The organism is Streptomyces sp. NPDC028298 (assembly GCF_055565895.1).
This window is the reverse complement of the sequence record NZ_JBVHTL010000002.1, coordinates 728,981-753,463: the sequence shown is the minus strand read 5'-3', so window position 1 is coordinate 753,463 and position 24,483 is coordinate 728,981. Positions and strand designations below refer to the sequence as shown.

The 24,483-nt window shown below is 72.2% G+C and carries 25 protein-coding genes; 14 read left to right on the top strand and 11 right to left on the bottom strand.

Annotated elements, in window-relative coordinates; translation table 11 throughout:
• The first annotated feature begins 196 nt into the window (after positions 1 to 196).
• Positions 197 to 766 carry a DinB family protein gene (locus ACZ4TO_RS11875; RefSeq protein ID WP_468024083.1) on the top strand — a complete coding sequence of 190 codons (570 nt, stop codon included), beginning with the start codon at positions 197 to 199 and terminating at the stop codon, positions 764 to 766.
• 162 nt (positions 767 to 928) lie between these two features.
• Here ACZ4TO_RS11875 and ACZ4TO_RS11870 read toward each other — a convergent pair whose 3' ends face one another.
• Positions 929 to 1,429, bottom strand: a complete 501-nt coding sequence (locus tag ACZ4TO_RS11870) for a hypothetical protein (RefSeq protein WP_468024082.1) — start codon at positions 1,427 to 1,429, stop codon at positions 929 to 931.
• A gap of 297 nt (positions 1,430 to 1,726) precedes the next feature.
• On the opposite strand from ACZ4TO_RS11870, the gene ACZ4TO_RS11865 reads away from it, so the two are divergent.
• Positions 1,727 to 2,617 (top strand): prohibitin family protein, encoded by an 891-nt coding sequence (locus tag ACZ4TO_RS11865; RefSeq protein WP_468024081.1) that lies wholly within the window; start codon positions 1,727 to 1,729, stop codon positions 2,615 to 2,617.
• 538 nt (positions 2,618 to 3,155) lie between these two features.
• Positions 3,156 to 3,947: a DUF3761 domain-containing protein gene (locus ACZ4TO_RS11860; protein WP_468024080.1), complete on the top strand. Its 792-nt coding sequence runs from the start codon at positions 3,156 to 3,158 to the stop codon at positions 3,945 to 3,947.
• A gap of 15 nt (positions 3,948 to 3,962) precedes the next feature.
• Here ACZ4TO_RS11860 and ACZ4TO_RS11855 read toward each other — a convergent pair whose 3' ends face one another.
• Entirely contained in the window at positions 3,963 to 4,295 is a 333-nt protein-coding gene (locus ACZ4TO_RS11855; protein WP_382781725.1) for a hypothetical protein, read from the bottom strand.
• A gap of 159 nt (positions 4,296 to 4,454) precedes the next feature.
• Here ACZ4TO_RS11855 and ACZ4TO_RS11850 point away from each other — a divergent pair, with 159 nt between their 5' ends.
• From ACZ4TO_RS11850 to ACZ4TO_RS11835, 4 genes are all read left to right on the top strand, one after another.
• A complete protein-coding gene (locus ACZ4TO_RS11850) occupies positions 4,455 to 4,979 on the top strand; it encodes a MarR family winged helix-turn-helix transcriptional regulator (protein ID WP_382781722.1) in 525 nt (174 codons plus the stop codon).
• An 89-nt stretch (positions 4,980 to 5,068) separates the two neighbouring features.
• Positions 5,069 to 6,439, top strand: a complete 1,371-nt coding sequence (locus ACZ4TO_RS11845; RefSeq protein ID WP_468024366.1) for an MFS transporter — start codon at positions 5,069 to 5,071, stop codon at positions 6,437 to 6,439.
• Positions 6,440 to 6,441: 2 nt separating this feature from the next.
• Positions 6,442 to 7,029: a hydrolase gene (locus tag ACZ4TO_RS11840; protein ID WP_468024079.1), complete on the top strand. Its 588-nt coding sequence runs from the start codon at positions 6,442 to 6,444 to the stop codon at positions 7,027 to 7,029.
• 37 nt (positions 7,030 to 7,066) lie between these two features.
• Positions 7,067 to 7,978 (top strand): LysR family transcriptional regulator, encoded by a 912-nt coding sequence (locus tag ACZ4TO_RS11835; protein WP_468024078.1) that lies wholly within the window; start codon positions 7,067 to 7,069, stop codon positions 7,976 to 7,978.
• Between the two features lie 151 nt (positions 7,979 to 8,129).
• Here the strand turns inward: ACZ4TO_RS11835 and ACZ4TO_RS11830 are convergent, their stop codons facing one another.
• Together ACZ4TO_RS11830 and ACZ4TO_RS11825 are read right to left on the bottom strand one after the other, a co-directional pair.
• A complete protein-coding gene (locus ACZ4TO_RS11830) occupies positions 8,130 to 9,044 on the bottom strand; it encodes a ketopantoate reductase family protein (RefSeq protein ID WP_468024077.1) in 915 nt (304 codons plus the stop codon).
• Between the two features lie 143 nt (positions 9,045 to 9,187).
• Positions 9,188 to 9,961, bottom strand: coding sequence for an MBL fold metallo-hydrolase (locus ACZ4TO_RS11825; RefSeq protein WP_468024076.1), 774 nt, complete (start codon positions 9,959 to 9,961; stop codon positions 9,188 to 9,190).
• A 103-nt stretch (positions 9,962 to 10,064) separates the two neighbouring features.
• On the opposite strand from ACZ4TO_RS11825, the gene ACZ4TO_RS11820 reads away from it, so the two are divergent.
• Positions 10,065 to 10,295, top strand: a complete 231-nt coding sequence (locus ACZ4TO_RS11820; RefSeq protein WP_382781710.1) for a DUF2277 domain-containing protein — start codon at positions 10,065 to 10,067, stop codon at positions 10,293 to 10,295.
• A gap of 204 nt (positions 10,296 to 10,499) precedes the next feature.
• Here the strand turns inward: ACZ4TO_RS11820 and ACZ4TO_RS11815 are convergent, their stop codons facing one another.
• The 3 genes from ACZ4TO_RS11815 to ACZ4TO_RS11805 form a co-directional block, all read right to left on the bottom strand.
• Positions 10,500 to 11,129, bottom strand: coding sequence for a DedA family protein (locus tag ACZ4TO_RS11815; RefSeq protein WP_382781707.1), 630 nt, complete (start codon positions 11,127 to 11,129; stop codon positions 10,500 to 10,502).
• A gap of 200 nt (positions 11,130 to 11,329) precedes the next feature.
• Positions 11,330 to 13,000 (bottom strand): alkaline phosphatase D family protein, encoded by a 1,671-nt coding sequence (locus ACZ4TO_RS11810; protein ID WP_385042171.1) that lies wholly within the window; start codon positions 12,998 to 13,000, stop codon positions 11,330 to 11,332.
• A 145-nt stretch (positions 13,001 to 13,145) separates the two neighbouring features.
• The gene (locus ACZ4TO_RS11805; protein WP_382781702.1) at positions 13,146 to 13,790 is read right to left on the bottom strand and encodes an HNH endonuclease family protein; all 645 of its coding nucleotides are present in this window, start codon (positions 13,788 to 13,790) and stop codon (positions 13,146 to 13,148) included.
• A gap of 481 nt (positions 13,791 to 14,271) precedes the next feature.
• Here ACZ4TO_RS11805 and ACZ4TO_RS11800 point away from each other — a divergent pair, with 481 nt between their 5' ends.
• Together ACZ4TO_RS11800 and ACZ4TO_RS11795 are read left to right on the top strand one after the other, a co-directional pair.
• Complete coding sequence (locus ACZ4TO_RS11800; protein WP_382781699.1) at positions 14,272 to 14,853, top strand: TMEM165/GDT1 family protein; 582 nt, start codon at positions 14,272 to 14,274, stop codon at positions 14,851 to 14,853.
• Positions 14,854 to 15,490: 637 nt separating this feature from the next.
• The gene (locus ACZ4TO_RS11795; protein WP_467839067.1) at positions 15,491 to 16,159 is read left to right on the top strand and encodes an HAD-IA family hydrolase; all 669 of its coding nucleotides are present in this window, start codon (positions 15,491 to 15,493) and stop codon (positions 16,157 to 16,159) included.
• Between the two features lie 426 nt (positions 16,160 to 16,585).
• Here the strand turns inward: ACZ4TO_RS11795 and ACZ4TO_RS11790 are convergent, their stop codons facing one another.
• Positions 16,586 to 17,968 (bottom strand): peptidoglycan-binding domain-containing protein, encoded by a 1,383-nt coding sequence (locus tag ACZ4TO_RS11790; RefSeq protein WP_468024075.1) that lies wholly within the window; start codon positions 17,966 to 17,968, stop codon positions 16,586 to 16,588.
• A gap of 167 nt (positions 17,969 to 18,135) precedes the next feature.
• Here ACZ4TO_RS11790 and ACZ4TO_RS11785 point away from each other — a divergent pair, with 167 nt between their 5' ends.
• Positions 18,136 to 20,310: an MDR family MFS transporter gene (locus tag ACZ4TO_RS11785; RefSeq protein WP_385042169.1), complete on the top strand. Its 2,175-nt coding sequence runs from the start codon at positions 18,136 to 18,138 to the stop codon at positions 20,308 to 20,310.
• 11 nt (positions 20,311 to 20,321) lie between these two features.
• Here ACZ4TO_RS11785 and ACZ4TO_RS11780 read toward each other — a convergent pair whose 3' ends face one another.
• Positions 20,322 to 20,843, bottom strand: coding sequence for a GNAT family N-acetyltransferase (locus ACZ4TO_RS11780; protein ID WP_468024074.1), 522 nt, complete (start codon positions 20,841 to 20,843; stop codon positions 20,322 to 20,324).
• 178 nt (positions 20,844 to 21,021) lie between these two features.
• Here ACZ4TO_RS11780 and ACZ4TO_RS11775 point away from each other — a divergent pair, with 178 nt between their 5' ends.
• Together ACZ4TO_RS11775 and ACZ4TO_RS11770 are read left to right on the top strand one after the other, a co-directional pair.
• Positions 21,022 to 21,864, top strand: coding sequence for a hypothetical protein (locus ACZ4TO_RS11775; protein WP_468024073.1), 843 nt, complete (start codon positions 21,022 to 21,024; stop codon positions 21,862 to 21,864).
• 14 nt (positions 21,865 to 21,878) lie between these two features.
• Positions 21,879 to 22,697 carry a hypothetical protein gene (locus ACZ4TO_RS11770; RefSeq protein WP_468024072.1) on the top strand — a complete coding sequence of 273 codons (819 nt, stop codon included), beginning with the start codon at positions 21,879 to 21,881 and terminating at the stop codon, positions 22,695 to 22,697.
• Between the two features lie 125 nt (positions 22,698 to 22,822).
• Here the strand turns inward: ACZ4TO_RS11770 and ACZ4TO_RS11765 are convergent, their stop codons facing one another.
• Entirely contained in the window at positions 22,823 to 23,251 is a 429-nt protein-coding gene (locus ACZ4TO_RS11765; RefSeq protein WP_468024071.1) for a DnaJ family domain-containing protein, read from the bottom strand.
• A 120-nt stretch (positions 23,252 to 23,371) separates the two neighbouring features.
• Here ACZ4TO_RS11765 and ACZ4TO_RS11760 point away from each other — a divergent pair, with 120 nt between their 5' ends.
• Positions 23,372 to 23,767, top strand: coding sequence for a hypothetical protein (locus ACZ4TO_RS11760; RefSeq protein ID WP_382781678.1), 396 nt, complete (start codon positions 23,372 to 23,374; stop codon positions 23,765 to 23,767).
• Positions 23,768 to 23,811: 44 nt separating this feature from the next.
• On the opposite strand, the gene ACZ4TO_RS11755 is transcribed toward ACZ4TO_RS11760, so the two are convergent.
• Entirely contained in the window at positions 23,812 to 24,483 is a 672-nt protein-coding gene (locus ACZ4TO_RS11755) for an O-methyltransferase (RefSeq protein ID WP_385042164.1), read from the bottom strand.

Here is a 24,483-nt window from a genome sequence, read left to right as displayed (position 1 = left end):
TACCCGCTGAACGACAGCATCCATGGGCTCGATCATCAGGCAGGACATGTCGCCGCGGCCACGGGGTTACCCGCCCGGGCCGGTCTCCTTCTCGGTGCTCGCGCCTGATCCGTTCTTATCTAGGTCAGGATCTGACCTCTATGGCTCATAGCGTTCTTCTTGTCCGGCGGAACGTGAACCATGGAAGGCAGCGATCATGAGTGAGACCGTGACTGGCGACGAACTGGCGACCTGCGACCCGGCCGAGGAGCCGAGCGTCAGTGGTGAGCGTGCCGACCTGTTGGACGTACTGGCCAAGCATCGGCGCTTCCTGATCTTCACCACCCGGGACCTCACCGACGAGCAGGCCGGGATTCGGACCACCGCCAGTCAGCTGTGTCTGGGCGGCCTGGTCAAGCATGTCACCTCGGTCGAGCGGTCCTGGGCGCAGTTCATCCTGGACGGGCCGTCCGCGATGCCCGACTTCACCAACATGACCGAGGCCGACTGGGCCCGGCGGGCCGACGAGTTCCGGATGCTGCCCGGTGAGACGCTGGCCGGCGTCCTCGCCGACTACGCCGAAGTGGCCCGTCGGACAGACGAGTTGGTTGCCTCCCTGCCCGACCTGGGCGCCACGCAACCGCTGCCGGAGGCCCCGTGGTCCGAGCCGGGTGGGCGATGGTCGGCCCGCCGCGCGCTCATGCACATCATCGCCGAGACGGCCCAGCACGCCGGTCACGCCGACATCATCCGCGAGTCCCTGGACGGCGCCAAGACCATGGGGTAGGTGGCGGCGTTCGGTGGGTCGTATCGATCCCAAGGCCCCAAGGCCCCAAGGCCTCAAGACCCCAAGCGGTTGGGCGGGCGACCGACGTCTACGGGAGCGGACCTCGACGGTCGGAAGCGTCCGCTCCCGGTCACCTCATGCCGCGTGCGATCCGTCTCCGGGCTATTCCTCCTGGGCCGGTGTGCCTCGGCCTATGGTCATCGACCAGCGCACGCCCGACGGGGCCTGGACGGATACGACTCCGGCGCGGTCCGCGCCTTTGACCGCCACCTCGTTGTAGGTGGTGTTCACCTCGTCTGCGACGCAGTCCAGCGGGAACGAGACCTTGACGGACTGCACCGCGACCTTGATCGTCCCCGTGCCCCGACAGTTCACCGCGACGATCAGCGCGTCGCTCTTCCTGCCCTCGCTGAACGCGATACTGGCACTCCCGCTGGTCACGTCCTGGTGGCCGGCGAGCGTTTCGTCGCTGTCCAGCCCCGGGGGCTTCTGGGCGGGAGGCTCAGTGGTGCTCGGCGGGGTGGCGACGGCTGCGCCTGGCCCGGACGAGTGCGTGGGCCGGCTGGGCCGCCCGGCATCGGTGTGATCCGACGTGCAGGCAGCGACCGTGAGGAGCGCGGCGGCGCACGCGACGCCCAGCCCCACGGTTGTTCGGTGCGACAAGTGACGGCTCCTGGGTGGTCCGACGGATGCGGTGCGGCATGTAGTCGGGCACGTTTCCGTTGTCGCCCCTGCCGCAGTCGACGTACCCCTCCCGGCGCGCGTGCACGCGCGAACTCGCCTGCTCTCTGGGCCAGTTGCATCGCATGGGGCGGCGAAGGGGCGCAACCACGGCAACCCCTCACGCCGTCAGTGTTCTTGCCCGGCCCTGGCCGTACCCGAGCTTGTCACCGTAGATCGCTACGATGCGCGCGGCTCCGCGCCCCATGAGGCGCGGAAACGTTTCCGAGGGGGATACCTGTGCTCGTCCTGTCCATTCTGCTGCTCATAACTGCCTTGGTTCTCTTCTTCGTCGGCCGCGGCCGCACCGCCGCGGGCAACTGGAAGCTCGGCGCGGTGCTCAGTGCCGTGGCGGGCCTGTTGGCGGGTCTCTTCGCCTGCGTCCATGTCGTGAGCGCCTCCGAGGTCGGCGTGCCGGTGACGTTCGGCAAGACCGGTACCCCGTTGGTCTCGGGCATCCACTTCAAGTCCCCGTTCACCGACGTCACGTCCTTCTCCACCCGTCCGGTGGATCTCGACCTCAACGGCAAGGACGTCGTCGAGGTCCGTTCCTCCCAGGGCGGTGTGCTCTACGCGGACGTCACCATCAAGTGGGCCGTGGCGCCGACCAAGGCGGTCGAGCTGTACCGGCTGGCGGGCAGCGAGGACGCGGTCGAGGAGCGGCTGGTGCTGCCGGACAGCCGCGAGATCATCCGCAACGTCTTCGCCAAGCACACCAGCGAGGAGGGGTACGCGTCCGCGCGCGAGCAGATCAGCTCGGAGATCGCCGCCCTCGTCAAGGAACGCCTGGCGCCCCGCGGCATCGACGTCACCTCCGTCAACCTGCGCAATGTGAGGCCTTCCTCGAAGCTGCAGGACCAGATCGACAAGAAGATCCAGCAGGAGCAGGCCACCGAGCGGGCCACCGAGGCCGCGCGTACGGCGAAGGCGGAGGCGGAGCGCAAGCGGATCGAGGCGGAGGGCATCGCCCGCGCCAACAAGATCATCGAGCAGTCGCTGAGCGACAAGGTGCTGTACAACCAGTGCCTCGAGGCCTACAAGGAAGCCGCGAAGGCCAACCCGGTGTACGCGGTGCCGTGCGGTACGGACTCGAGCGGAACGCCGGTCATCGTGGACGGCCGCAAGAAGTGACGCCACCGCGGGCATCACTGCTTGCCTAGCCTTCAGGACGACACGACACGACACGACGCGACACGACACGGGCCCAGGTCAACCGGCGCGAGCAGCCGGGTGGCCTGGGCCTCGTTCTTTCCGACCGCACGCCGCTACGACCGCACGCCGCTACGACCGCACGCCGTTCCAGTCGCACGCCGTTCCGGCCCACCTCCGCGGGTGGCGCCGGCGACGACCAACGCAGCATCGGCCAAGGGCGCTCCCCGGGGCCGATACCCGTTCAGCGGGTCAGGGCCACCAGCCCGACGATCGTCAACCCGGGAGGGGGCTCCCGCGCAGAAGATCCCTCAGGCAGGGATCATGACTCACCGTACCTGTACCGACACCATCCGCTCGCCCCTTTCCTTGAAAGGTCATCTATCGGGCGGTACGCGGCTAACGTCAGCGCCCTCACGGCCCCTGCCCCTCGCGATGCGCGAGCGCCCCTTCATGGCGGCGAGCGGGGCCATGCGCGCAGGGGAGCGCGCAGTGACAAGCAGCAAAGGGGGGCCATTTCGTGGCACGCAATCAGAGACCTGGGCCGACGGCGGAGGACGGGAAGAACGCTCGACTCGGCTGCGGCATCGTGCTCGCCGCGCTTCTGGTGGTCGGCGGATGCAACGCCCTGATCGACGACAACGACAGTGACGCGTCGTCCAGTTCGTCGTCCTCGTCGTCTGTGTACGACGGGTCGTCCGGCTCTGGCGACGAGGCGGACATCGTCACGGTCGGGGACTTCGTCGGCATGGAGCTCCAGGCGGCCCAGGACGCCGCGCAGGGCGCCGGTATCTACGACCTGGACTCGACCGACGCCACCGGCCAGGGCCGTATGCAGCTCCTGGACCGCAACTGGACGGTCTGCGCCCAGACGCCCGCGGCCGGCGACACGATGAGCACCGACGACACGCTGACGTTCGACACCGTCAAGTCCAGCGAGGGCGAGACCTGCGACGACCTCGCGGGGGCGGACGGCACTGGTGACGACTACGGCGAAGCCGGCACCGCCGATGTCTCCGGCGCGGAGGACGCCTATGGCGACGACAGTTCGTCCGCCGCCGCCGGTGCCGCGAGCGACGACGGCGACAACTCCTCCGGCGACGGCGCGGGTTCTTCGGCGGGCGGCTCCGACGCGTCCGACAGCGATCCCGGTGACTCCCGTGCCTCCACGTCCTCGGGCGGCTCGCAGCAGGCCCCCGCCGGCGCCACCGCCCTGTGCGACGACGGTACGTACAGCTACTCCGCGCACCGACGGGGTACGTGCTCGCATCACGGGGGCGTGGCCGACTGGCTTGCCGGCGCGCCCTCGTAGAGAAAGCCGCATCGCCTACGAGGGCTCGTCGTCCGTGTGCTTCAGGCGCATCCGGGCGTCGACCTTCTCCGGAGGGGCTATCTCCGACCAGAACCGGTGGCCGGAGACGAACACGGTGAGTTCGAGCTCGCGTCGGCGGAGTTTCTCGACCTCGGCCTGTTCGTCGTCGGTCCAGCCGGGGGAGGCCGGGCGCTCCACCTTGCGCCAGCCGCCGGTGTCGCTGAAGCCGTCCAGGGGCTCCACCGACCAGGGGAGTCGTTTCAGCAGGGCCAGCAGCTCGGCCCGGACCTGGTGCAGCTCCTCCTGACCGGCGAGGAGGTCACTTGGAAAGTCATAGGTCGCAGCCACACGGCAATGCTACGCCTGTTCGATTTTGTGGTGCGAGTTCCTTCCGGGACTTCACGCGAACGGGTGTTCCGAACGGGAGTTCGAAAGTGAACAAGATAGGCAGGTTGGACTGCGCAGTTTGAACTGGACAGTTTGAGCTGGGCGATTTACGGTGGGCGCATGGATCACAGCGGCAACCCGCCGAACGAAGCGGGCGTATCGGATTCCGCGGCGCGTGCCGCGCAGGATCTGCGCGTCGCGTTCAGCCTGCTCAGGCGGCGGATCCGCGAGGTTTCCGAGACGCGGGACCCCGCACAGGGTCCGGCGCAGGGGTCGGCTCAAGATCCGGCTCAGGACCCGGCGCAGGACCTCACCCCCTCCCAGATCTCCGCGCTCACGCTGGTGAGCAAGAGCGGGGCCGCCACGGCCAGCGCGCTGGCGGCGGTCGAAGGGGTGCGCCCGCAGTCGATGGCCGCCACGCTCGCGGCCCTCGACCAGTTCGGGCTCATCCAGCGCAACCCCGACCCCGGGGACGGCCGGCGTCAGCTCGTGACGCTCACGGACGCCGGGCGCGAGCGCGTCGAAGGCACCCGGCAGGCCCGTTCGGAGTGGCTCGCCCGGGCCTTCGAGGAGCGCTGCACGGAGGACGAGCGGCAGACCGTCATCGCGGCGATGGCGCTGCTGGAACGGCTCACCCGCTCGTGATACCCACGCTCCGCGACTGGGTCCAGCACCGGCTCACCCCCACGCGTCACCGCCCGCCCGACCGGTTCGACCGTCGGCTGATCGCCCCGATGGTCCTCGGGACCGTACTGAACCCCGTCAACTCCTCCATGATCGCCGTGGCGCTGGTGCCCATCGGCAGGGCGCTCGGCGCGTCCCCGGCGGACACCGCGTGGCTGGTCTCCGGGCTCTATCTCGCCACCGCCGTCGGGCAGCCCGTCATCGGACGGCTCGTCGACCTGTACGGACCACGCCGCCTGTACCTCATCGGTACGGCCATGGTGGGCGTCGCCGGACTCCTGGGCGCCCTCTCCCCGAACCTCGGCGTGCTCGTCGCCGCCCGGGTGCTGCTCGGATTCGGCACCTCGGCCGCGTACCCCGCCGCCATGAACCTGACCCGCAGCGAGGCGGAGCGCACCGGGCAGAGCAGCCCGGCCGGCGTGCTGACCGCGCTCGCCGTCTCCGCGCAGACCGTCGCCGTGGTCGGGCCCACCCTGGGCGGCCTGCTCATCGGCGTCGGCGGCTGGCGCACCATCTTCCTCGTCAATGTGCCGCTGTCCCTGGCCTGTCTGGTCCTCGGAGCCCTGCGGCTGCCGAAGGCCGCGAAGCCCGCGACGACGGCCCGCCCCGCCGACTCCGCCGACCCGGAGGCGTCCCGGCCGTCCGCGTCCGGCGCGCGCGGTGTCGACCTCGTCGGCATGGCCCTGTTCACCGCCCTGCTCGTCTCGCTGATGCTGTTCCTGATGAGACCGCGGGCCGCGGACTGGTACCTGCCGGTGCTCGCGCTCGCCGCCGGGACCGCCTTCGCGCGGTGGGAACTCCGGGTCCCCGCCCCGTTCGTCGACCTGCGGGTGCTCGGCGGCAACGCACCCATGCTGGCCACCTTCCTGCGCCAGTTCCTCAGCTACACCACCGCCTACGCCTTCCTCTACGGGTTCACGCAGTGGATGGAGGAGGGGCGCGGGCTGCACGCGGCCGGCGCCGGACTGGTCCTGCTGCCGCTGTCGTTGAGCGGACTCGTCGTCTCCGGCCTGACCGGACGGCGGGAGTCCGTCCGCGGCAAGTTGGTGGTCGGCAGTCTCGTCCAGGTCGCCGGGTGTCTGGCGATGCTGACCCTGGACGCGGGCAGCGCGATCTGGGCCCTCGCCGCCGTCGGCGCGCTGATGGGTGTGCCCCAGGGACTCAATGGCCTGGCCAATCAGAACGCCCTCTACCGGCAGGCCGACCCCGCCCGGATCGGCTCGGCCGCCGGGCTGCTGCGCACGTTCATGTACCTCGGCGCGATGGCCGCCTCCGCCGCCGACGCCGCCTTCTTCACGCACGGCGCCGACACCGGCGGCCTGCACCACCTGGCCCTCTTCATGCTCGCCGGAGCCGTACTGCTCCTGGCGGTGACCCTCATCGACCGATCCCTTCGCGATCCCACCCCCCGAAAGGCCTGACCATGGCAGTCACCACGCTCGACCCCCGCACCGCGCTCGTCCTCATCGACCTTCAGCACGGCATCGTCGGGAACCCGGCCGTCGCCCCGCACACCGGCGCCGACGTCGTGGAGCGCTCCGTCCGGCTCGCGGACGCGTTCCGCGGCCACGACCTCCCGGTCGTCCTCGTCCGGGTCACCGCCGCCGCCGACGGTGCCGACGCCGTACGCGGCCGGATCGACGGCCCGAGCCGCGCCCGCACGTTCCCCGAGGGCTGGGACGTCATCGTCGACGACCTGACCGGGCACCCCGAGGACATCCACGTGACCAAGCGGAACTGGGGCGCCTTCTACGGCACCGACCTCGACCTGCACCTGCGCCGCCGCGGGATCACCCAGATCGTGCTGGCCGGCATCGCCACCAGCATCGGCGTCGAGTCCTCGGCACGCGCCGCCCACGAGCACGGCTACCACGTCACCCTCGCCACCGACGCGATGTCCGACCTCGACGCCGAGACGCACCGCAACAGCGTCGAGCGGATCTTCCCCCGCCTCGGCGAGACCGGCACGACCGAGGAGATCGTCGAGCTGCTCGACAAGACCCGGGTCTGACCGGCCAACTCGCCGGGCCCGCGAGTACCTTGGGGCCGTGACCTTGGATGATCTTCGCGTGTTCGTCGCCGTCTGCCGGGCCGGAAGCCTCAGTGCCGTGGCCCGGGAACTGGGCTGCACGCAGTCGGCGGTGAGCCAGCACGTCCGCCGGCTGGAACGCGAGGTCGGGCTCGGACTCGTCGAACGGCAGGCCCGGGGCGTGGTGCCCACCCGCGCCGGGCGGCTCCTCGAACGGGCCGCCGCCGACGGCATCGCGGGTCTCGACCTCGCACTCCGCGGGCTCGACGAACTGGCACGCGGGGGCGGCGGTACGGTGCGGATCGCCACCGGCGGCACCACCGTGCGGCACTTCATGGCCGAGGCCGTGGTCGAGTTCCGGGGGCGGTACCCCAAGGTCAGCCTGGAGTTCCAGACCGAGAACTCCAGCCGGAGCTGCTTCGACGCGCTCGCCGACCACGGACTCGACCTCGCCTGGGTCACCCTCGGCCCACCCGTGCGCGGGGTCGAGCAGCGGGCCGTGGTCGAACTCCCCTGGGTGCTCGCCGTGCACGCCGACGACGAACTCGCCGCGCGGGAACGGATCGAGGCGGAGGAACTGGCCGGACTGCGGATCGTGGGACTTCCCGAGCGGTCCACCTCTCGCGCCCATCTCGACTCCGCCTACCGGGAGTTGGGGATACCGGCGAGCACCTCCGACACCAGCGTCGCCGACTGGGACACCGCGATCCTGCTCGCCGAACTCGGCCTCGGCCACGCCGTGGTCCCGGCCCTGCCCGGTCTGCCCGGGCCCGGCCACCCCCGCCTGCGCTTCCTCCCCGTACCGGCCCTGCCGCCGCTCGCCGTCGGCTGGGCGGTCCGCCGCTGGGACGCTCTGTCACCCGCGGCGCACGCCTTCGCCGACACGGTGGCCCGGCACTGCTCGGACCCCGGCACGGCGGCGGGGGACTGACCCCGGCCCGGTGCCGAGGACCGGCACCGACTCCGGCCCCGTGACGCTCGTACGCGGTCGGGCGAGCACCCGTACCCAGCCGGGCGAACACCCTTGTACAGCCGGGCGGTTCGGGCCGGGTCCAGGGGAGCCGGACCCGGCACGTCGACCCTCAGCTCCCCGTCCCGGCGGGCGGCGTCAGATACCGGACCAGTTCGCCCGCCACCGGGGCCGGCACCCCGGTCCGCTCCGCCGCGCGCAGCAACGCGCCGCCGATCGCGTCGAGTTCGAGGGTGCGGCCCGCCTCGGCGTTCCGCTGCATCGAGGACCTGGTGGCCGCCGGGAAGGCGTCGTAACGGGCCAGAGCGGTCGCCGGATCGGTGGCGGCTCCGCACGCGCGGCCCACCGCGGCCGTCTCCTCCACGAGAGCGGTCAACTCCGCGCGGTGCAGCGTGCGTACGTCGCCCACGGGCACCCCGTACCGGGTCGTCAGCAGGGCGAACGGCGCGAGGAACGCCATCTTCGCCCAGAGTGTCGCCGACTCGTCGTCCCGGACCCGGGCGTGCAGTCCGGCCCACTCCAGCGCCCCGGCGAACGCCTCCACCCGCGCCCGCGGTGCCGTGTCGGCGGTCAGGTCGAGTTCGGCGAACGGGCTGCCGTGCTCGATCACTCCCGGGGCGATCCGCGTCGACTCCACGCGGATCACCGCGGGGGCCACCTGCCCGGGGCGGTAGCGCTCGCGCAGCAGCGCCGGGTGCTCGACACCGTTCAGGAGCGGGACGACCAGTCCGTCCTCGCCCAGGGCCTTCGCCGGAAGACGCTCCAGCGCGGCCTCCAGTGCCGTCGCCTTGACCGCGATCAGGCACACGTCGGCCGGCTCGCGCAGTTCGGTGTCCGCCTCCACCCGCGCCGTGAAATCGCCGAAGTGCCCGCTGCGCACCTCGATGCCGTCCGCGGCCAGCTTCCGCGCGGTCTCGTCCCCGGCGAGGCAGACGACCCGGTGGCCGGCACGGGACAGGAGTGCCGCGAGCAGCCCGCCGACCCCGCCCGGACCCAGTACGGCCACTGTCAGCACGTCGTTCGCCATAGATCCTCGCTCCTCTCCACGGGCCCCCGGAACGGGCCCCGGAGATGGTCACAAGACGCGGCGACCCGAGTCAATCCTCGGAGAACCTTGCCGAACTCCAAGTGATCGCTCGGGTGTTGTGCGGATCGGGCCGCGCGGGGCCGCTACGGCACCCGTACCGAGGCCCCGGGCTCCGGCAGCCGCAGCCGGTCCGTGAGACCCGCCCGCGCGAACGCCTTCGCCAGCGTCGGACCGTCCTGCGTGAAGTGACCCCAGTGCTCGAAGTGCAGCGGGACCACGCGGACGGCGCCCAGGATCTCCGCGGCCCGTGCCGCGTCCTCGCTGGTCAGGGTGAGCGGGGCGTCCGGCACCAGCGGGGTGCGCGCCGCGCCTGCGAAAAGCACGGCCACATCGAAGGGGCCCTCCCGGTCCGCGATCTCCCGTACGACGTCCAGGGACGCGTTGTCACCGCTCACGTACACCTTGGGCAGCCCCTCCCCGGACAGCACGAAGCCGGTCACCTCGCCCACGAGGGGCAGCGAGCCGTCGGGCCCGTGCTGCGCCGGAACGGCCGTCACGCGCAGGGTTCCGCCGTCCGGACGCGCCAGTTCGGCGGACTCCCAGGGGCCGAGGGCGCGAACGGGGGCGCCGATCCGCTCGTACGCCGATGCCGTCGACAGGGCCACCGGGGCGCCCTGGAGAAACTCGCGCCCGGACGCGTCCAGGTTGTCGGGGTGCTGGTCGTGCGAGAGCAGGACGGCGTCGACCGGGCCGATCCGCTCGGCCGGGAGCGCGGGTCCCGCGGTCTTCACCAGCTTCCGCGAACCGACGGGGTACTCGCCGGGGGCGTCGAAGGTCGGATCGGTCAGGAGCCGCAGGCCGCCGATCGCGATGACGGCGGTGGGGCCGCCGACGTAGGTGATCTCCACTGAGGTCATGTTCCGCTCAATCCGCCGGGCCGGTGACGGTATTCCCCGGCCCGGGCGGGCCGCCTTCCGCGAGCGGTGACCACGACGGCGCCGAACGCGCGAGACTGGACCCATGTGCCGCAGCATCAAGACACTTCGTCCGCCCGCGATCCCCGAGGAAGCGACCGAGGAGGAGATCCGCGCCGCCGCTCTGCAGTACGTCCGCAAGGTGTCCGGGTTCCGTGCCCCGGCCGCCCACAACCGTGAGGCCTTCGACCGCGCCGTCGAGGCGGTCGCGGCGGCCACGGCCGAACTGCTGGACCACCTGGAGGTGCGTGGGGCGGCGGCCCAGCGCGCCGGATGACGGACCGGACGGTCGGCCCGGCGCACGGTCGTGGGCGTCGTCCGAAGGCGGGCGTGCCCGTGGACCTCGCGTGAGGGCGCCCGTCACCCGTCCACCCGAACGCGCTCTGAGCCGTACGTGCGTCGGTACGGGCGTACGGAGGTCGGTGTGCCCGCGTGGCGTCCCCGTGTGCCCGTGTGCCGTCACGGGCCCCGGGCCAGGGGCTCAGGCGCCCGCTTCCCGCTCCCGCACGGCGGGACGGCGTACGACGTAGGCCGCGCCCGCACCCGCGATGAACAGGGCCCCGACCGAGACGGCCGCCGTGAGCCATGTGGCGCCCAGCCACTGGCCGCCGTAGTAGCCGAGGGCGACGCTGTAGCCGGCCCAGGCCAGGCCGGCGAGGACCGACCAGGGCAGGAAGTCGCGGACCCGGCGGTGCGCGGCGCCCGCGCCGAGCGAGACCACCGAGCGGCCGGCCGGAGCGAAACGGGCCACGATCACGAGCACGCCGCCGCCGCTCGCCAGGACCTGGCCGAGACGTTCCTGCGCCCGCGTCAGGCGGCGGGAGCGGGCGATGGCGCGAACCAGACGGTCGCCACCCCGCCAGGCGACGCGGTACGCCACCAGGTCTCCGAGGACCGAGGCCGTGGCCGCGCAGAGGGTGAGCACCAGGATGTCGGGCACGGAGTGCGGGACGTTGCCGGTCGCCGTGGCGGAGCCGGCCGCGGCCGTCGCCGCCGTGATGACCAGGACTCCACTCGGCAGGACGGGCAGGAAGACATCGAGAACGATGGACACGGCGATCACCGCGTAGATCCATGGGCTGCCTGTCAGCGACCCCACACTCTCCAGCACCGAAACTCTCCCCCGACCACCCCGTGAGCCCGACCCTGCCACTCCTCGCGACGGGGTGGCGTGCGGTCTGTGACCGCCACACAGCGTACGCCGCGGATGGGTCGGATGATCCTCCGGGGACGCATGTGTCGGTGACATCACGTTCACACGCCCGCACGCTCCGGTACGCGGGAGGGCGTCGACGACCGCGTGGAATGGGCCTATTCCGGGGTGATCCGGGACTCCGCCACCGTCGTCAGCCGGGCACCTCCGGCCGCCCGGCCGGGGCCGCCGCCGCGGCCCCGCCGCGCCTGTTCGAGACGCAGGGAGGCCGAACGGCCGCGCAGGGTAAGGGTCATGAGCTGATTGCCGAACCAAGGACCGCCGGTTTTCCGCCAGTCGACCGGCGGCCGCGCGCAACCGCCGTGCCGGGACAGGAGGGTGCCGAGCAGCCGGGCCGGACGGCTCCAGCCGAACCGGAAGCCGAGCCGCACGGAGCGCGGGATGGAGTTGTGCACGGGGGAGCAGGTCAGTTGGAGAACGCGGGCCGAGGGCTGCCGGGCGGGGTCGGCCCAGACCGGATCGGCGACGTAGGCGTGGTGCACGTCCCCCGACAGCACGCACACTGTCGCCGGTGCCCGCTCCGCCGAGCCGACCTCGGCGATCAGCTCCGCCAGTTCCACGAACGACTCCGGGAAGGCCGCCCAGTGCTCCAGGTCGGCCGCGCGGCGCAGCCGCTCGCCGAACCGGGCCCAGCGCCCGCCCCGATCGCCCCGGCACAGGGCGGCGTCCCACGTCTCCACGTGATGGATCAGCGGGGGCAGCAGCCAGGGCAGCGAGGTGCCGATCAGCAGGTGGTCCCGGGATTCGGGCGTCTCCAGGGCCTGCTCGCGCAGCCAGGCCGCCTCCCCGGGATCGAGCATCGCGCGGTCCTTCTCCTCCAGGACGCGGGCCGCGCGGGTGTCGAGCATCAGGACGCGGGTGCGGCCGAAGTCGCGGCGGTAGCTCCAGCGGACCGAGGCGGGGTCGGCGTCGGCCTGGGAGGCGAAGGCGCGCAGCACGTCCGTGCCGTCGGGGGTCTCGCGCACGGCCGCGTACAGCAGGTCGTCGGAGAGCTCGGCGGGGGAGAGGTTGCCGAGGTGCTGGTGGACCCAGTACGACATCAGCCCGCTGAGCACCCGCTCGCGCCACCACGGGGTCGCCCGGATCTCCGTGACCCAGGACGCGCTGGTGTTCCAGTCGTCGATGACGTCGTGGTCGTCGAAGATCATGCAACTCGGCACGGTCGACAGCAGCCAGCGGATCTCGGGGTCGAGCCAGGACTCGTAGTAGAGGCGGGTGTACTCCTCGTAGTCGGCGACCTGGTGGCCCGGGGGGTCCGCGAGACCCCGGCGCGCGGCGATCCAGGCGCGGGTCGCCCCGGACACCTCGTCCGCGTACACCTGGTCGCCCAACAGCAGGAGTACGTCCGGGCGTTCGGCGTCGGGGGCCGAGGCGATCCGGGCGGCGAGGGTGTCCAGCGCGTCGGGGCCCACCGGGTCCTTCTCGTCCGCTGGCGGCGACGCCCACCGGCAGGAACCGAAGGTGACGCGGACGGCCTCGTCCTCGCTCCCGGAGGTGCGGACGACCGAGGGCGGGAAGCGCGAGTCGGGCAGCGGCCACACGGTCGTGCCGTCCAGCAGGATCTCGTACGAGGTGGTCGTGCCCGGTGTCAGCCCGTCCACCGGCACCAGCGCGTAGTGATGGCCGGCCACCTGGAAGGTGCGGGCCTGTCCGCGGGTGCCGTCCGCGCAGCGCACCTCGGCGGTGCACGGGCGGCTCGCCTCGACCCAGAAGGTCGCCGACGAGCCGTCCACGTACCTCAGCAGCGGTCCCAGGCGCAGCTCGGCCATGGTGATCCCCCTCCTCCGTCGCCCCGTACGGTACGGAACGACGGAGGCCTGTGGGGAGGTTCCGGAGACCGTGGGAAACACCGTGGGGGGACGGTGTCCGGAACCCTGGCGGCTCGTGGCCGCCGGTCCATGCCCCGGGTGCGGGTCAGCAGCCGGCGAGGACCGAGCTCAGCTTGGTCTTCTCGGCGGAGTCGATCTTGAGGTTGTAGTAGTACTTCACCTGGACCCAGGCGCGGACGTAGGTGCAGGCGTACGCGGTGCGCGAGGGCATCCACTCGGCAGGGTCCTTGTCGCCCTTGGACTGGTTGACGTTGTCCGTGACGGCGAGGAGCTGCGGGCGGGTCACGTCGTTGGCGAAGGCCTGGCGCTGGGCCGTGGTCCAGGCGCTGGCGCCGGAGTCCCAGGCCTCGGCGAGCGGGACGAGGTGGTCGATGTCGACGTCGGAGGCGGCGGTCCAGGTGGCGCCGTCGTAGACCGAGTACCAGCTACCGCTCGTGGCCACACAGGCGGAGTCGGTGGTCACGTTGGAGCCGTCGCGCTTGAGGATGTACTCGCGGGTGTTGCACGTGCCGCTGATCGTGATCCAGGTCGGGAAGAGGTCGCGGGAGTAGCCGGTGCGGTTCTCGGTCGCGACGGTGAGGGACGCGAGGTAGGTGCGGGCGGTGGCCGCGCTGACCGGGGTGGGGAGGGCGGCGGAGGCGGTCGGGCCGGTGAAGACACCGGCCATGGCTATCAGACCCGTGATGCCTGCGAGTATGCTCAGCCGTCGACGCGCGTAGACCTTGGGCATGCGAACTCCCTTGTGGTGTGGGGGTGTTGGGGTGCGGGCGAACGAATGCTCGCGGCGTCGTGTTGCCGTGAGGTAAGTGCGCGGTTAGAAAATAATGACGCGTTCATGACATGACAAGGTTCATGACAGAACTTTCTCCGGCGGGCGGGTGTCCGGGTCGGGGGACTTTCGGCCCTGGGGAGCCGGCTCGCTGGTCGCGTACTATGGACGGCGCAGAAGGGGAGTAGCTCTTCGCCGGACCGTCGACATACTGCTCAGCTCGTCTGAGCCGGCGCCCGGAGGCAGGCCTCGATCACGAGGTCGGCCAGCGAGACCTTCGGCAAGCAGTGCACTTGCCCTGCCGGGCCTTTCCGGTGTGGGTGCTTGTGCCCGTGCCTCCCGGCGCGGGTGTTGCTGTGTGCTGCCGTGCCGAGGTGTCGCGCAGTCACAGCACGCGCAATCGCAACACTCTCGGCGGGGCAGCCCGACCGATTGAGGGATTTTGATCAGCTTCAGCGTGATGGCGCTCGTCTTCGGTGTCGTCTTCCTTGCCGAGCTGCCGGACAAGACCGCGCTCGCCGGGCTCGTCCTCGGCACCCGCTACCGCGCCTCGTACGTCTTCGTCGGTGTCGCCGCCGCCTTCGCCGTCCATGTGGTGCTCGCCGTCGCGGCGGGCAGCGTGCTGACCCTGCTGCCGCAGCAGATCGTGCACGCCGTCACCGGTGTGCTGTTCCTCGGCGGGGCCGCGGTGCTGCTGATGAAGAAGGGCGAGGACGAGGAAGAGGTGCGCAAGCCGGCGAACCAGACGTTCTGGAAGGTGTCCGGGGCGGGCTTCATGCTCATCCTCGTCGCCGAGTTCGGCGACCTCACGCAGATCATGACGGCGAACCTCGCGGCGCGCTACGACGACCCGCTGTCGGTGGGGCTCGGTGCGGTGCTGGGGCTGTGGGCCGTGGCGGGGCTGGGGATCGTGGGCGGCAAGGCGCTGATGAAGCGGGTGCCGTTGTCGTTGATCACCAAGGTGGCGGCTGTGCTGATGATGGGGCTGGGGGTCTGGAGCCTGTACGAGGCTGTGGCGGGCTGAATTCGCTCGCCTCTGGCGTTTTTGCCGTTGGGCGTTGGCTGCGGTCGGCGTCAGGGGTTCGGTGCCGGGCTCTCGTGGGGTGGGGTGGTGCGGTGCGGTGCTGTGTGTTCGCGGTTCCCGGCGTGTTCGCGGGTCCCGGCCGGTGGGGGGTCGGGGCCGTGCCGGTGCATCAGCCCGTCGCCGTTGGGCGGAGATGTGACCGTCGGTGGCGACGGCCATTGATGTACCGGCACGGCCCCTTCCGCCGGATCCCGGCTGCGGGTCCGCGTTCGCTGGGGTTCGGGCGTGAGTTTCGGCCACTCCGGGCTGCCTTTTCGGGTGCGGAGCAAGTCTCAGCTCGGGCAGGCGAAAGCTTCAGCCCCTCCGGTGATTGAGGAGCGGGACGGGGGCTGGGGTGGAGCCCCAGGGGTGGAGCGGGTAGGGGCGGAGGGGGCTAAAAGATCCTTCGGTCGGCGCGGCTGTCCTCTCTGTGGGCTGTGCGAGTGGCTCTGTGGGCCGTGCGAGTGGCGCTGGGCGGGGTTGTTTTGTATGTTGTAGGAACAAAGTGGTTCCCGTCCGCATCTCCCTGACCGGCGGGCGGGGCCGCCTTGTTTCCCGGGGGTGTACTGGTCCCCCCTACCTGTGCTTTGGAGCATCGATGACGACGGCCACCACCGTTCTGACCGCCCGTGCCTTCCTGCTCGACATGGACGGGACCCTCGTCAACTCCGACGTCGTCGTCGAGCGCTGCTGGCGTGGCTGGGCCGACCGGCACGGGCTGGACGGCGACGAGGTCATGAAGGTCGTCCACGGGCGGCAGGGGTACGCCTCGATGGCGGTGCTGTTGCCGGACCGTCCCATGGAGCAGAACTACGCGGACAACGCGCGGATGCTGGCCGAGGAGACCGCCGACATGGAGGGCGTCGTCGCGATCCCGGGTGCGCCGGAGTTCCTCGCCTCCCTCGCGGGAGTGCCGCACGCCCTTGTCACCTCGGCTGACGTGGCGCTGTCCAGTGGGCGCATGGCCGCGGCTGGGCTCGGGCTTCCCGATGTGCGGGTCACCGCCGAGAGCGTCGGTGCCAGCAAGCCCGATCCCGAGGGGTTCCTCAAGGGGGCGGCCGAGCTGGGGATCGCTCCTGAGGACTGTGTCGTCTTCGAGGATTCCGGGGCCGGGATCGCCGCGGGGCGGGCGGCTGGGATGCGGGTCGTGGGGGTTGGGCCTCGGGCCGGGTTCCATGGGCCGGATGTGCTTGTTCGGGATCTGACCGAGGTGCGGGTCGAGGTTGTCGGGGACGGAACCGGAGCCGTCCGGCTTCACATCGGCTGAGCGGCCCCCGGGGGAGAGGTCCCTCTGGGTGCGGATCCCTCTGGCGGGGGTGAAGGCTGAGGTGGGTGGGGCTGGGCGACGGGATTTCGCCCCCTCCGCCCCTACCCTCCCCCAAGGTCTCGGCTTCGCTCGACCAGGGGGGACCCCCATCGCACCTGGGGCTCCGCCCCAGGCCCCGCTCCTCGAACGCCGGAGGGGCTGAAACGATCGCCGGCCGGGGCTGGAAGGTGGAGCGGTCGCCACGGCGCGCCCGTACCCGGCGACGTGCGGGAGGGGCCGGGCCGGTACATCAAATGCCCGTCGCCACCGACGTTCACACCTCACCCAACGGCGACGGGCGGATGTACCGGCGCGGCCCCGACCCCCCACCGGACCGGGCCCGCGACGGCCGACCCGCACCGGTGACCGGTGAACGCCCTCGGCGAGTCACGGCTGGGACGTCTCCGCCTCCAGGCTCGCCCGGGTGGCCGGGCCGTACACCCCGGGGTCGTCGCCCGAGATGCCCCGCGCCCACTGGTACCAGCGCACGGCGTCCTCGAGGTGGCGGTCGAACTGGCCGTCGGCCCTGTGCATGTACATCCTGAGCTGGCTCAGCCGAAGCTGGAGCTCGGTCACCTCGGAGCCGCTGTCGCCGCGCCGCAGGGTGGGTCCGGCCACCGTGTTCGCGCCGCCGCCTCCCGTGGACGCCACGGACCCCGTCGCGGTCGCCGTCGCGCTCGGCCGGGCGGACGTCGGTGACGCCGTGGCGGACGAGGACGGGGTGGCCGACGTCTCCGAGGCGGACACCGACGGCGACGGGCTCTCGCTGAGCGAGGCCGACGGGGACGACGAGGCGGACTTCGTCGAGGACGCGCTCGCAGACGGCACCGCGGAGGCCGTGTCCGACAGGACGTCCGGCGCGCTCGCCCTGACGTCCTTCGGCTGGGCTTCGTCGCGTGAGGGAGGGTCGTAGGAGAGCAGTCCGCTCGCGACTCCGGCCGCGGCCGCCACGGTCGCCACGACTCCGGCGACGGCGAGGACGCCGGTGCGCCGGCGCCGCCCGCGCCGGCCCGAGGACGAGGCGTCCCCTCCGGGCTCCGGCGGGCGCGCGTTGTCGTGGAAGAGGCGGACGTCGGTGGCGCGCGCCTCCGAGGGGAGCGCCTTCAGCCGCATGGTCGCGTCGGCCGGCATCGGCGTGGGCGGCGCGGTCACCTCCGGCGGCAGCGGTGCCGAGCGGGGGGCCGTGTCCGCCGGTACCGGGGCGAGCCGCATGGTCGCGTCGGCGGGGACCGGAGCCGGCGCCGGGCCGGGGTGCGCCTCCGCCGGGATCGCGGCGAGCTGCATGGTCGAGGCGGCCGGGTCCTCCCCGTTGGCGGGCGGAGGCATCGGCACCCCGCCGACCGCCGGGGCGCCCGCGCCCGTCGGCTCTCCTCCGTCGGCGGGGGAGACGCCGTGGACACCTTCCGGCACCCACGTCCCCTGCTGCACCCACGCCCCCTCCGGCGCAGCCGTCCAGGCACCCGCCTCCGCGCCGGCCCAGGCCTCACCGGCCGTCGGCGCGGCCTGCCAGGAGCCCGTTCCGGCCGGGTACGGGACGCCGGTGCCGTCGGCCGGTCCCAGGCCCGCCCCGGTGTGCCCGGAGTTCTCCGTGCCCAGTTCCACGTAGGGCCGTATGCGCAGCGGGTTGAAGTCCTCCGCCGCCGCGGCCTCGGCCGAGCGCTCGTCGCGCAGGGCGTCGGACGCCCTGCGGGTGCAGGCGCAGGACGGGGTGCCGTCCTGCGCCCGGTGTGCGGCGCACTCGGGGCAGACATGGCCGTTCGATTCAGTCACGCGTGGGTCCCTCCCCCCTGAAAGCTCCAGTGATTATGCGGACGACCTTCATGCAATCTTCAAGCAGCCCCCCGGAAGAGAAGATTCCGGTTGCCTCGACAGGCCATAACCGGACACACCGATCAGGATGGAGGGTGACCTGGACCCCAGGTGCTCAGGGAGGCCGCATGACCGGGGACGCGCACGGTTCCGACACACCGACCGGCCAGGGGCCGGAAGGGGTGGAGGCGCCGACCGGCGGCGACAGGGGCGAGCCGCCCGGACTGCACGACTCGGTCGCGGTCAGCGAGTCGGCCGTGCGCCGCCGCAGCGCCGCGGAGACCGACGCCAAGGATTCGGTGCACGGCAGTGTGTTCGTCTCCATCGGCGCGCTGCTGCTCGGCATGCTGCTGGCCGCCCTGGACCAGACGATCGTGTCCACCGCGCTGCCGACCATCGTGAGCGACCTCGGCGGTCTGGAGCACCTGTCCTGGGTGGTGACGGCGTACCTGCTCGCGTCGACGGCGGCGACCCCGCTGTGGGGCAAGCTCGGCGACCAGTACGGCCGCAAGAGACTGTTCCAGACGGCGATCGTGATCTTCCTGGTCGGCTCGGCGCTGTGCGGCATGTCGCAGAACATGGGCGAGCTGATCGCCTTCCGGGCGGTGCAGGGACTGGGCGGCGGCGGTCTGATGGTGCTGTCGATGGCGATCGTCGGCGACCTCGTCCCGCCGCGTGAACGGGGCAAGTACCAGGGGCTGTTCGGTGCGGTGTTCGGCGCGACGAGTGTGCTGGGACCGCTGCTCGGCGGGCTGTTCACGGAACATCTGAGCTGGCGCTGGGTCTTCTACATCAACCTACCCGTCGGCGTCGTGGCGCTCGTGGTGATCGCCGCGGTCCTGCACATCCCGAAGAAGTCGGCACGGCACGTCATCGACTACGCCGGCACGTTCCTGATCGCCGCGGTCGCCACCTGCCTGGTCCTGGTGGCCTCGCTGGGCGGCACCACCTGGGACTGGGGCTCGCCGCAGGTCATCGGGCTCGTGGTCCTCGGTGTGGTCCTCGCGGTCGCGTTCGTCGCGGTGGAGCGGCGCGCGGCCGAACCCGTGCTGCCGCTCAAGCTGTTCCGGGTCCACACCTTCACGCTGTCCGCGATCATCAGCTTCATCGTGGGCTTCGCGATGTTCGGCGCGATGACCTACCTGCCGACGTTCCTCCAGGTCGTGCAGGGCGTCTCGCCCACCATGTCCGGTGTGCACATGCTGCCGATGGTGTTCGGGCTGCTGCTGTCGTCCACGGTCTCCGGCCAGATCGTCAGCCGTACCGGCCGCTGGAAGGTGTTCCCGGTCGCGGGCACCGGGATCACCGCCCTCGGGCTGCTCCTGCTGCACCAACTGGACGAGAACAGCGGCACCGGGATCATGAGCACGTACTTCTTCGTGTTCGGCCTGGGCCTCGGCCTCGTCATGCAGGTGCTCGTGCTGATCGTGCAGAACGCGGTGTCGTACGAGGATCTGGGCGTCGCCACCTCCGGGGCGACCTTCTTCCGGTCCATCGGCGCCTCGTTCGGCGTCGCGATCTTCGGCACGGTCTTCGCGGGCCGCCTCGGCGACAACCTGACGAAGGCGCTGGCCGGACAGCAGCTTCCACCCGGCGTCACGACGGACTCCCTGAAGGCGGACCCGAAGGGGATCGGCCAGTTGCCGGCCGACCTGCGCCAGCCCGTCCTGCACGCGTTCGCGACCTCGATCACCGACGTCTTCCTGTACGCGGCCCCGGTCGCCCTGCTCGGGTTCGTGCTGGCCTGGTTCCTGCGCGAGGACAGACTGCGCGGCTCCGTCACGGCACCCGACGTCACGGAGACACTGGCGAGCAACCCGGTCGAGCGGTCGTCGTACGACGAGGTGTGCCGGGCGCTGTCCGTGCTCGGCACCCGTGAGGGGCGCCGCGAGGTCTACGAGACGATCACCGCGCGCGCGGGCTACGACCTGTTGCCGGCGGCGAGCTGGCTGCTGCTGCGGATCAAGAAGTACGGGTGGGCGGAGCCCGCGCTCCTGGCCGAGCGCAGCGCGGTCCCCCTGGACGTCGTCCTGGCCGCCGCCCGCCAGATCGAGGAGCGCCGGCTGGCCCGCCGCGAGGGCGTGGACCTGGTCCTGACCGACGAGGGCCGGGTCGCCGCCGGGAATCTGTCCCGGGCCCGCGAGGAGTCCTTCGCCGAACTGCTGGGCGACTGGTGGACGCCGGACCGTCCGACCGACCTCACCCAGCTGGTGGCGGAGCTGAACGAGGAGATGTGCGGTTCCGACGCGGAACGCCCGCACGAGAGCGCCTCCACCGCCCGCCCACGAGGGGAACCGGCCTGACGGCCCGACCGTCAGCCGGCCAGGTCCTTCCGGAACCAGTGCTCGGCGTAGACCTCGTCGTTGTGCGGCGCGGTCTCCTCGTAGCCGTGCCGGGCGTACAGGGCCCGCGCCTCGACCAGGTCGGAGCGGGTGTCGAGGACGAGCTGCCGGGCGCCCAGGCCGCGCGCCGCGGCCTCGGCGGCCGCCAGCAGGAGCGGAGCGGCGCCCTTGCCGCGCAGGTCCGCGCGGACGAAGACCCGGCTCAGCTCGCCCGTGCCGGCGTCGAGCATCCGCACCCCCGCCGTCCCGCCGGGCTCACCGTCGTGGCGGGCGAGGAGCAGCACACCCGCGGGCGGCGCGAACTCGGCGCCCGTCCGCGCGGCGATCTCCCGCTCCAGCTCGTCGGGATCCGTCGTACGTCCCTCGTGCAGCTCGTACCACCGGTCGCTGACCTCGGTGTAGTACGCCCGCCAAAGGGCCACGGCGGCAGGGGAGTCGAAGGGTTCGGGGGCCACGCTCCAGGAGCCTCGCGCGGCGGACGGCGGTCGGGTCATGCGGGCCATTGTCGGCGGGTGCCACCCCGGGCGCGCAACCGGATATGGGGCCGCGGCCGAACGGCGGGACGGGGAGGGGGTGTTGACGTCCGTGCCGTCCCGGGGCCGTTTGAGGAGCGGGTTCCGGGCAACCCGGTCCGGGAACCGGCCCGTTGGGTCGAGAACCGGGAAGGCACCCATGTCCACAGCCGTGATCATCGCTCTGATCATCGTGGCGGCCGTTGCCGTTGTCGCGGCCGCCCTGACCCTCCGCGCCCGAAGGCCGCCGGGCGGGCGCGCCCTGCGGCGGCGCTTCGGACCGGAGTACGACCGGACCGTCGCCCGGCACGACGGCGACACCCAGGCCGCCGAACGCGACCTGAACGAGCGCGTGAAGAAGCACGGCGCGCTGAGTGCGCGGCCGCTCGAGCCCGCGGCCAGGGAACGGTACGCGGCCGGCTGGACGGCCGCCCAGGAACGGTTCGTCGACTCGCCCCAGGAGGCGGTGGCCGAGGCCGACCGTCTGCTCGGCGAGCTGGCCGGAGAGCGCGGATTCCCGGGCGGGGACCGTTACGAGGAGCAGGTGTCGGCGCTGTCCGTCCACCACGGACACCACGTCCACGGGTATCGCCGTGTGCACCGGGCCGCGTTGGCCCGTACCGGCGGGGGCGGGAACGGCGGCGGCGACACCGAGAAGCTGCGCGAGGCGATGCTGGAGGCCCGCGACCTCTTCGACGAGCTGCTGACCACGACCCGCGAGGACACCTCGCCGGCCCGGGCGCGGAACACGGAGGACGTGAGCGGGACCCCGGCCGCCCGCCAGGAGCGCAACGGGCGGTTCGCCCTGACCAAGGACACCCGGCGCGCCGAGCAGACGCGGACGACGGGGAACGACGGGCGCGCGGAGCCGGCGGAGAGCGCCGGGCGTGCCGAGAACGGCGAGAGCGCCGAGAACGGCGCGAGCAGCACCAGGACGTCCACCCCCGACACTCGCTCCCACCTTCCCTGGTCCTTCACCAGGCGTCAGGCGAAGGGGAGTTGAAGAAGGTGAGCACCATGAAGCCAGAGCAGGATCCCGAGCGGACCCCGGCGCGCGAGGCCACCATGAAGGGCCGCGTGACCCCCGTACCCCCTGAGCGTTCCCCGGACGACCGGGCGGACGGCGACCACGGTGAGGCCGAGGACGTGTCGCGTCGTGAGGCCCTCAAGGGCCGGGTGGACCCCGTGTCCACCGAGCCCGCCCCGAGCGGGACCGGCGCCCCGGACCGGAACGGCGACCGCGCCAGGGCCGGCGCCGGTGCGGCCGGGACCGGCAAGGCCGACGGTGCCGACTCCGCGGTCCGTCCGGCCGGAACCGGTACGACGTCGTCCCGCGCGACGGCGGGTGCCGGTGCCGACGGGCGGGGTGCCGCCCCGGCCGACGGACGCGCGGGGCGTCCGGACGACGGTCCCGTGGCCCCCGTGTCCCGCACGTCCGGCGGCACCGACGACGGACCCGGTCCGCGTCCGGTGTCCCGGGATGCCGCGGGAGCGCGGCCCGGGAGCGGTCCGGCGGACACCGAGGACCGTGCGGAGGAGTCCGCCGGGCGGGACGAGCGGATGCTCCCGCTGGACGAGCACGACAAGTTCTCGCTGCGGATGCGGCACGCGGTCGGCGGTTTCATCGACGGGCCGCAGGCCTCCGTGGAAGAGGCCGACCACGTGCTGGAGGAGCTCGCGGGCCGCTTCACGGAAGCGGTGACCCGGCGGCGGCGCGACCTGCGGACGTCCTGGCAGTCGGGCGACGAGGACAAGGCGGGCGGCGAGGACACCGAGCGGCTGCGGCTCGCCCTGCGGGACTACCGCGAGATGACCGAGCGGCTCCTGCGGATCTGAGCCCACCCGGACCTTCCCCGGTGAAACAGGCCGCGTCCCGGATCATGGCCCGGGACGCGGCCTCACCGCGTCCGGGATTCTTCGGAGTTCCTGATTCTTCGGAGTCGGGTGGGGCCGGACACGCCCTAGGACGGCGGGCCGTCCGGGGGCGGGTTCTCGCGGGTCGTGTGCCACTCCTGGACGATCTTCTCCACGTCGTACGGCTTGAGGCCGAGCGGGGGTCCGGGCGGCGGCTTGAACATCATCTCGCGGATCTTGGCGTTGATCTCCTCCACGGCCCGCCGCACCGCCCGCTCGGAGGGAAGCGCGGGAACCGCCGCGAGCACGTCCTCCGCCTCCTTGCGCAGGGCCAGCGTGGGCGGCAGGACCGACAGACCCTCGCGGGCCATCTTCCGCTTGATCCACCAGAGTTCGTCGTACGGGGTGTCGGTGACCTCGGGCAGCGGTTTGCCCGCGCCCGGGAGTTCCGTGAATTCGCCGCGGGCCTCCGCCTGGCGGATCTGCCGGTCGACCCAGGACTCGAAGCTGACGCCCGGTGGCTTGCGCTCGGTCATGAGTCCATTGTGCCGGAGGTCACGCGGCGACGGTAAAGGTCGAATTATCATGCGGCGGCGGCGGGGCAACCTCGTTCCCCGGCGGGACAATTGGACCAGCACCTCACGAAGGAGCGCGCGTTGCTCGAACTCACCATGGCCTCGGTGACCGGAGGGGACGCCGGAGCGACGGCCGGGATGCAGATGGCCGACGCGCCCAGCGACCCAGGAGCCATGCTGCGGGTGGGCCGGGACCGGGCCGTGTGCCGTCTCGCGACCCCCGACGACTGGCTGTTCGTCTCCCGGGTCCACCTGGAGTTCCTGTGCGGCCCCGACGGCTCCTGGCAGGTCACCTGGCTGCGGGGTTCGCACCCGGAGCCGTCCTCCGAGGTCCGGCTGATCCTCACGGGACTGCAGCCCCAGCCGCTTCCGTACGGCGGGACGGCCCGGCTCCCGGCGGGCGGCTCCGGCGAACTGGTCATCCAGGACCGCACCGGGCCCCACACCGTGAACGTGGGCTTCTACCACGAGGTCTGAGAACGGCGCGGGGTGCGGCGGCGCGGTGGTGCGGGACCGGGCGGTCAGGCCCGTACGCGGGCCAGCGCGAAGCCGTCGTACCCCTTGCTGCCCACCGTCTGCACCGCCGTGCCGTCCAACTTCGGGTGGGAGGCGATCAGTTCGAGCGCGGCCCGGGTGCCCCGCACGCTCGGGTCGGTGCTCGTCCCGTCGGTCACCGCGCCGCCGCGGACCACGTTGTCGAGGACGATCACGCTGCCGGGCCGGGTGAGCCGGACCGCCCACTCGATGTAGTGGGGGTTGTTCACCTTGTCCGCGTCGACGAAGACGAGGTCGAACGGCTCCGGATTCTCGTCCGCGAGCTTCGGCAGGGTCTCCAGGGCCGGGCCCACCCGCACCTCGGTGATCTTGTCGAGGCCGGCCCGCGCGAGGTTGGCGCGGGCTACCTCGGCGTGCCGGGGGTCGTACTCCAGCGTGATCAGCGTCCCGTCGGCGGGCAGGGCGCGGCCCAGCCAGATCGTGCTGTAGCCGCCGAGCGTGCCGATCTCCAGGATGCGGCGGGCGCCCTGGATCTCGGCGAGCAACTGGAGCAGCTTGCCCTGGTTCGGCGCGACGTTGATGGCGGGCAGTCCGGCCGCGTCGCTGTCGTGGAGCGCGGCGGTGAGGATCTCGTCGGCGGGGGCCAGGAGGTTGGTGAAGTGGTCGTCGACGTCGTTCCAGAGCTGTGACTCGCTCAT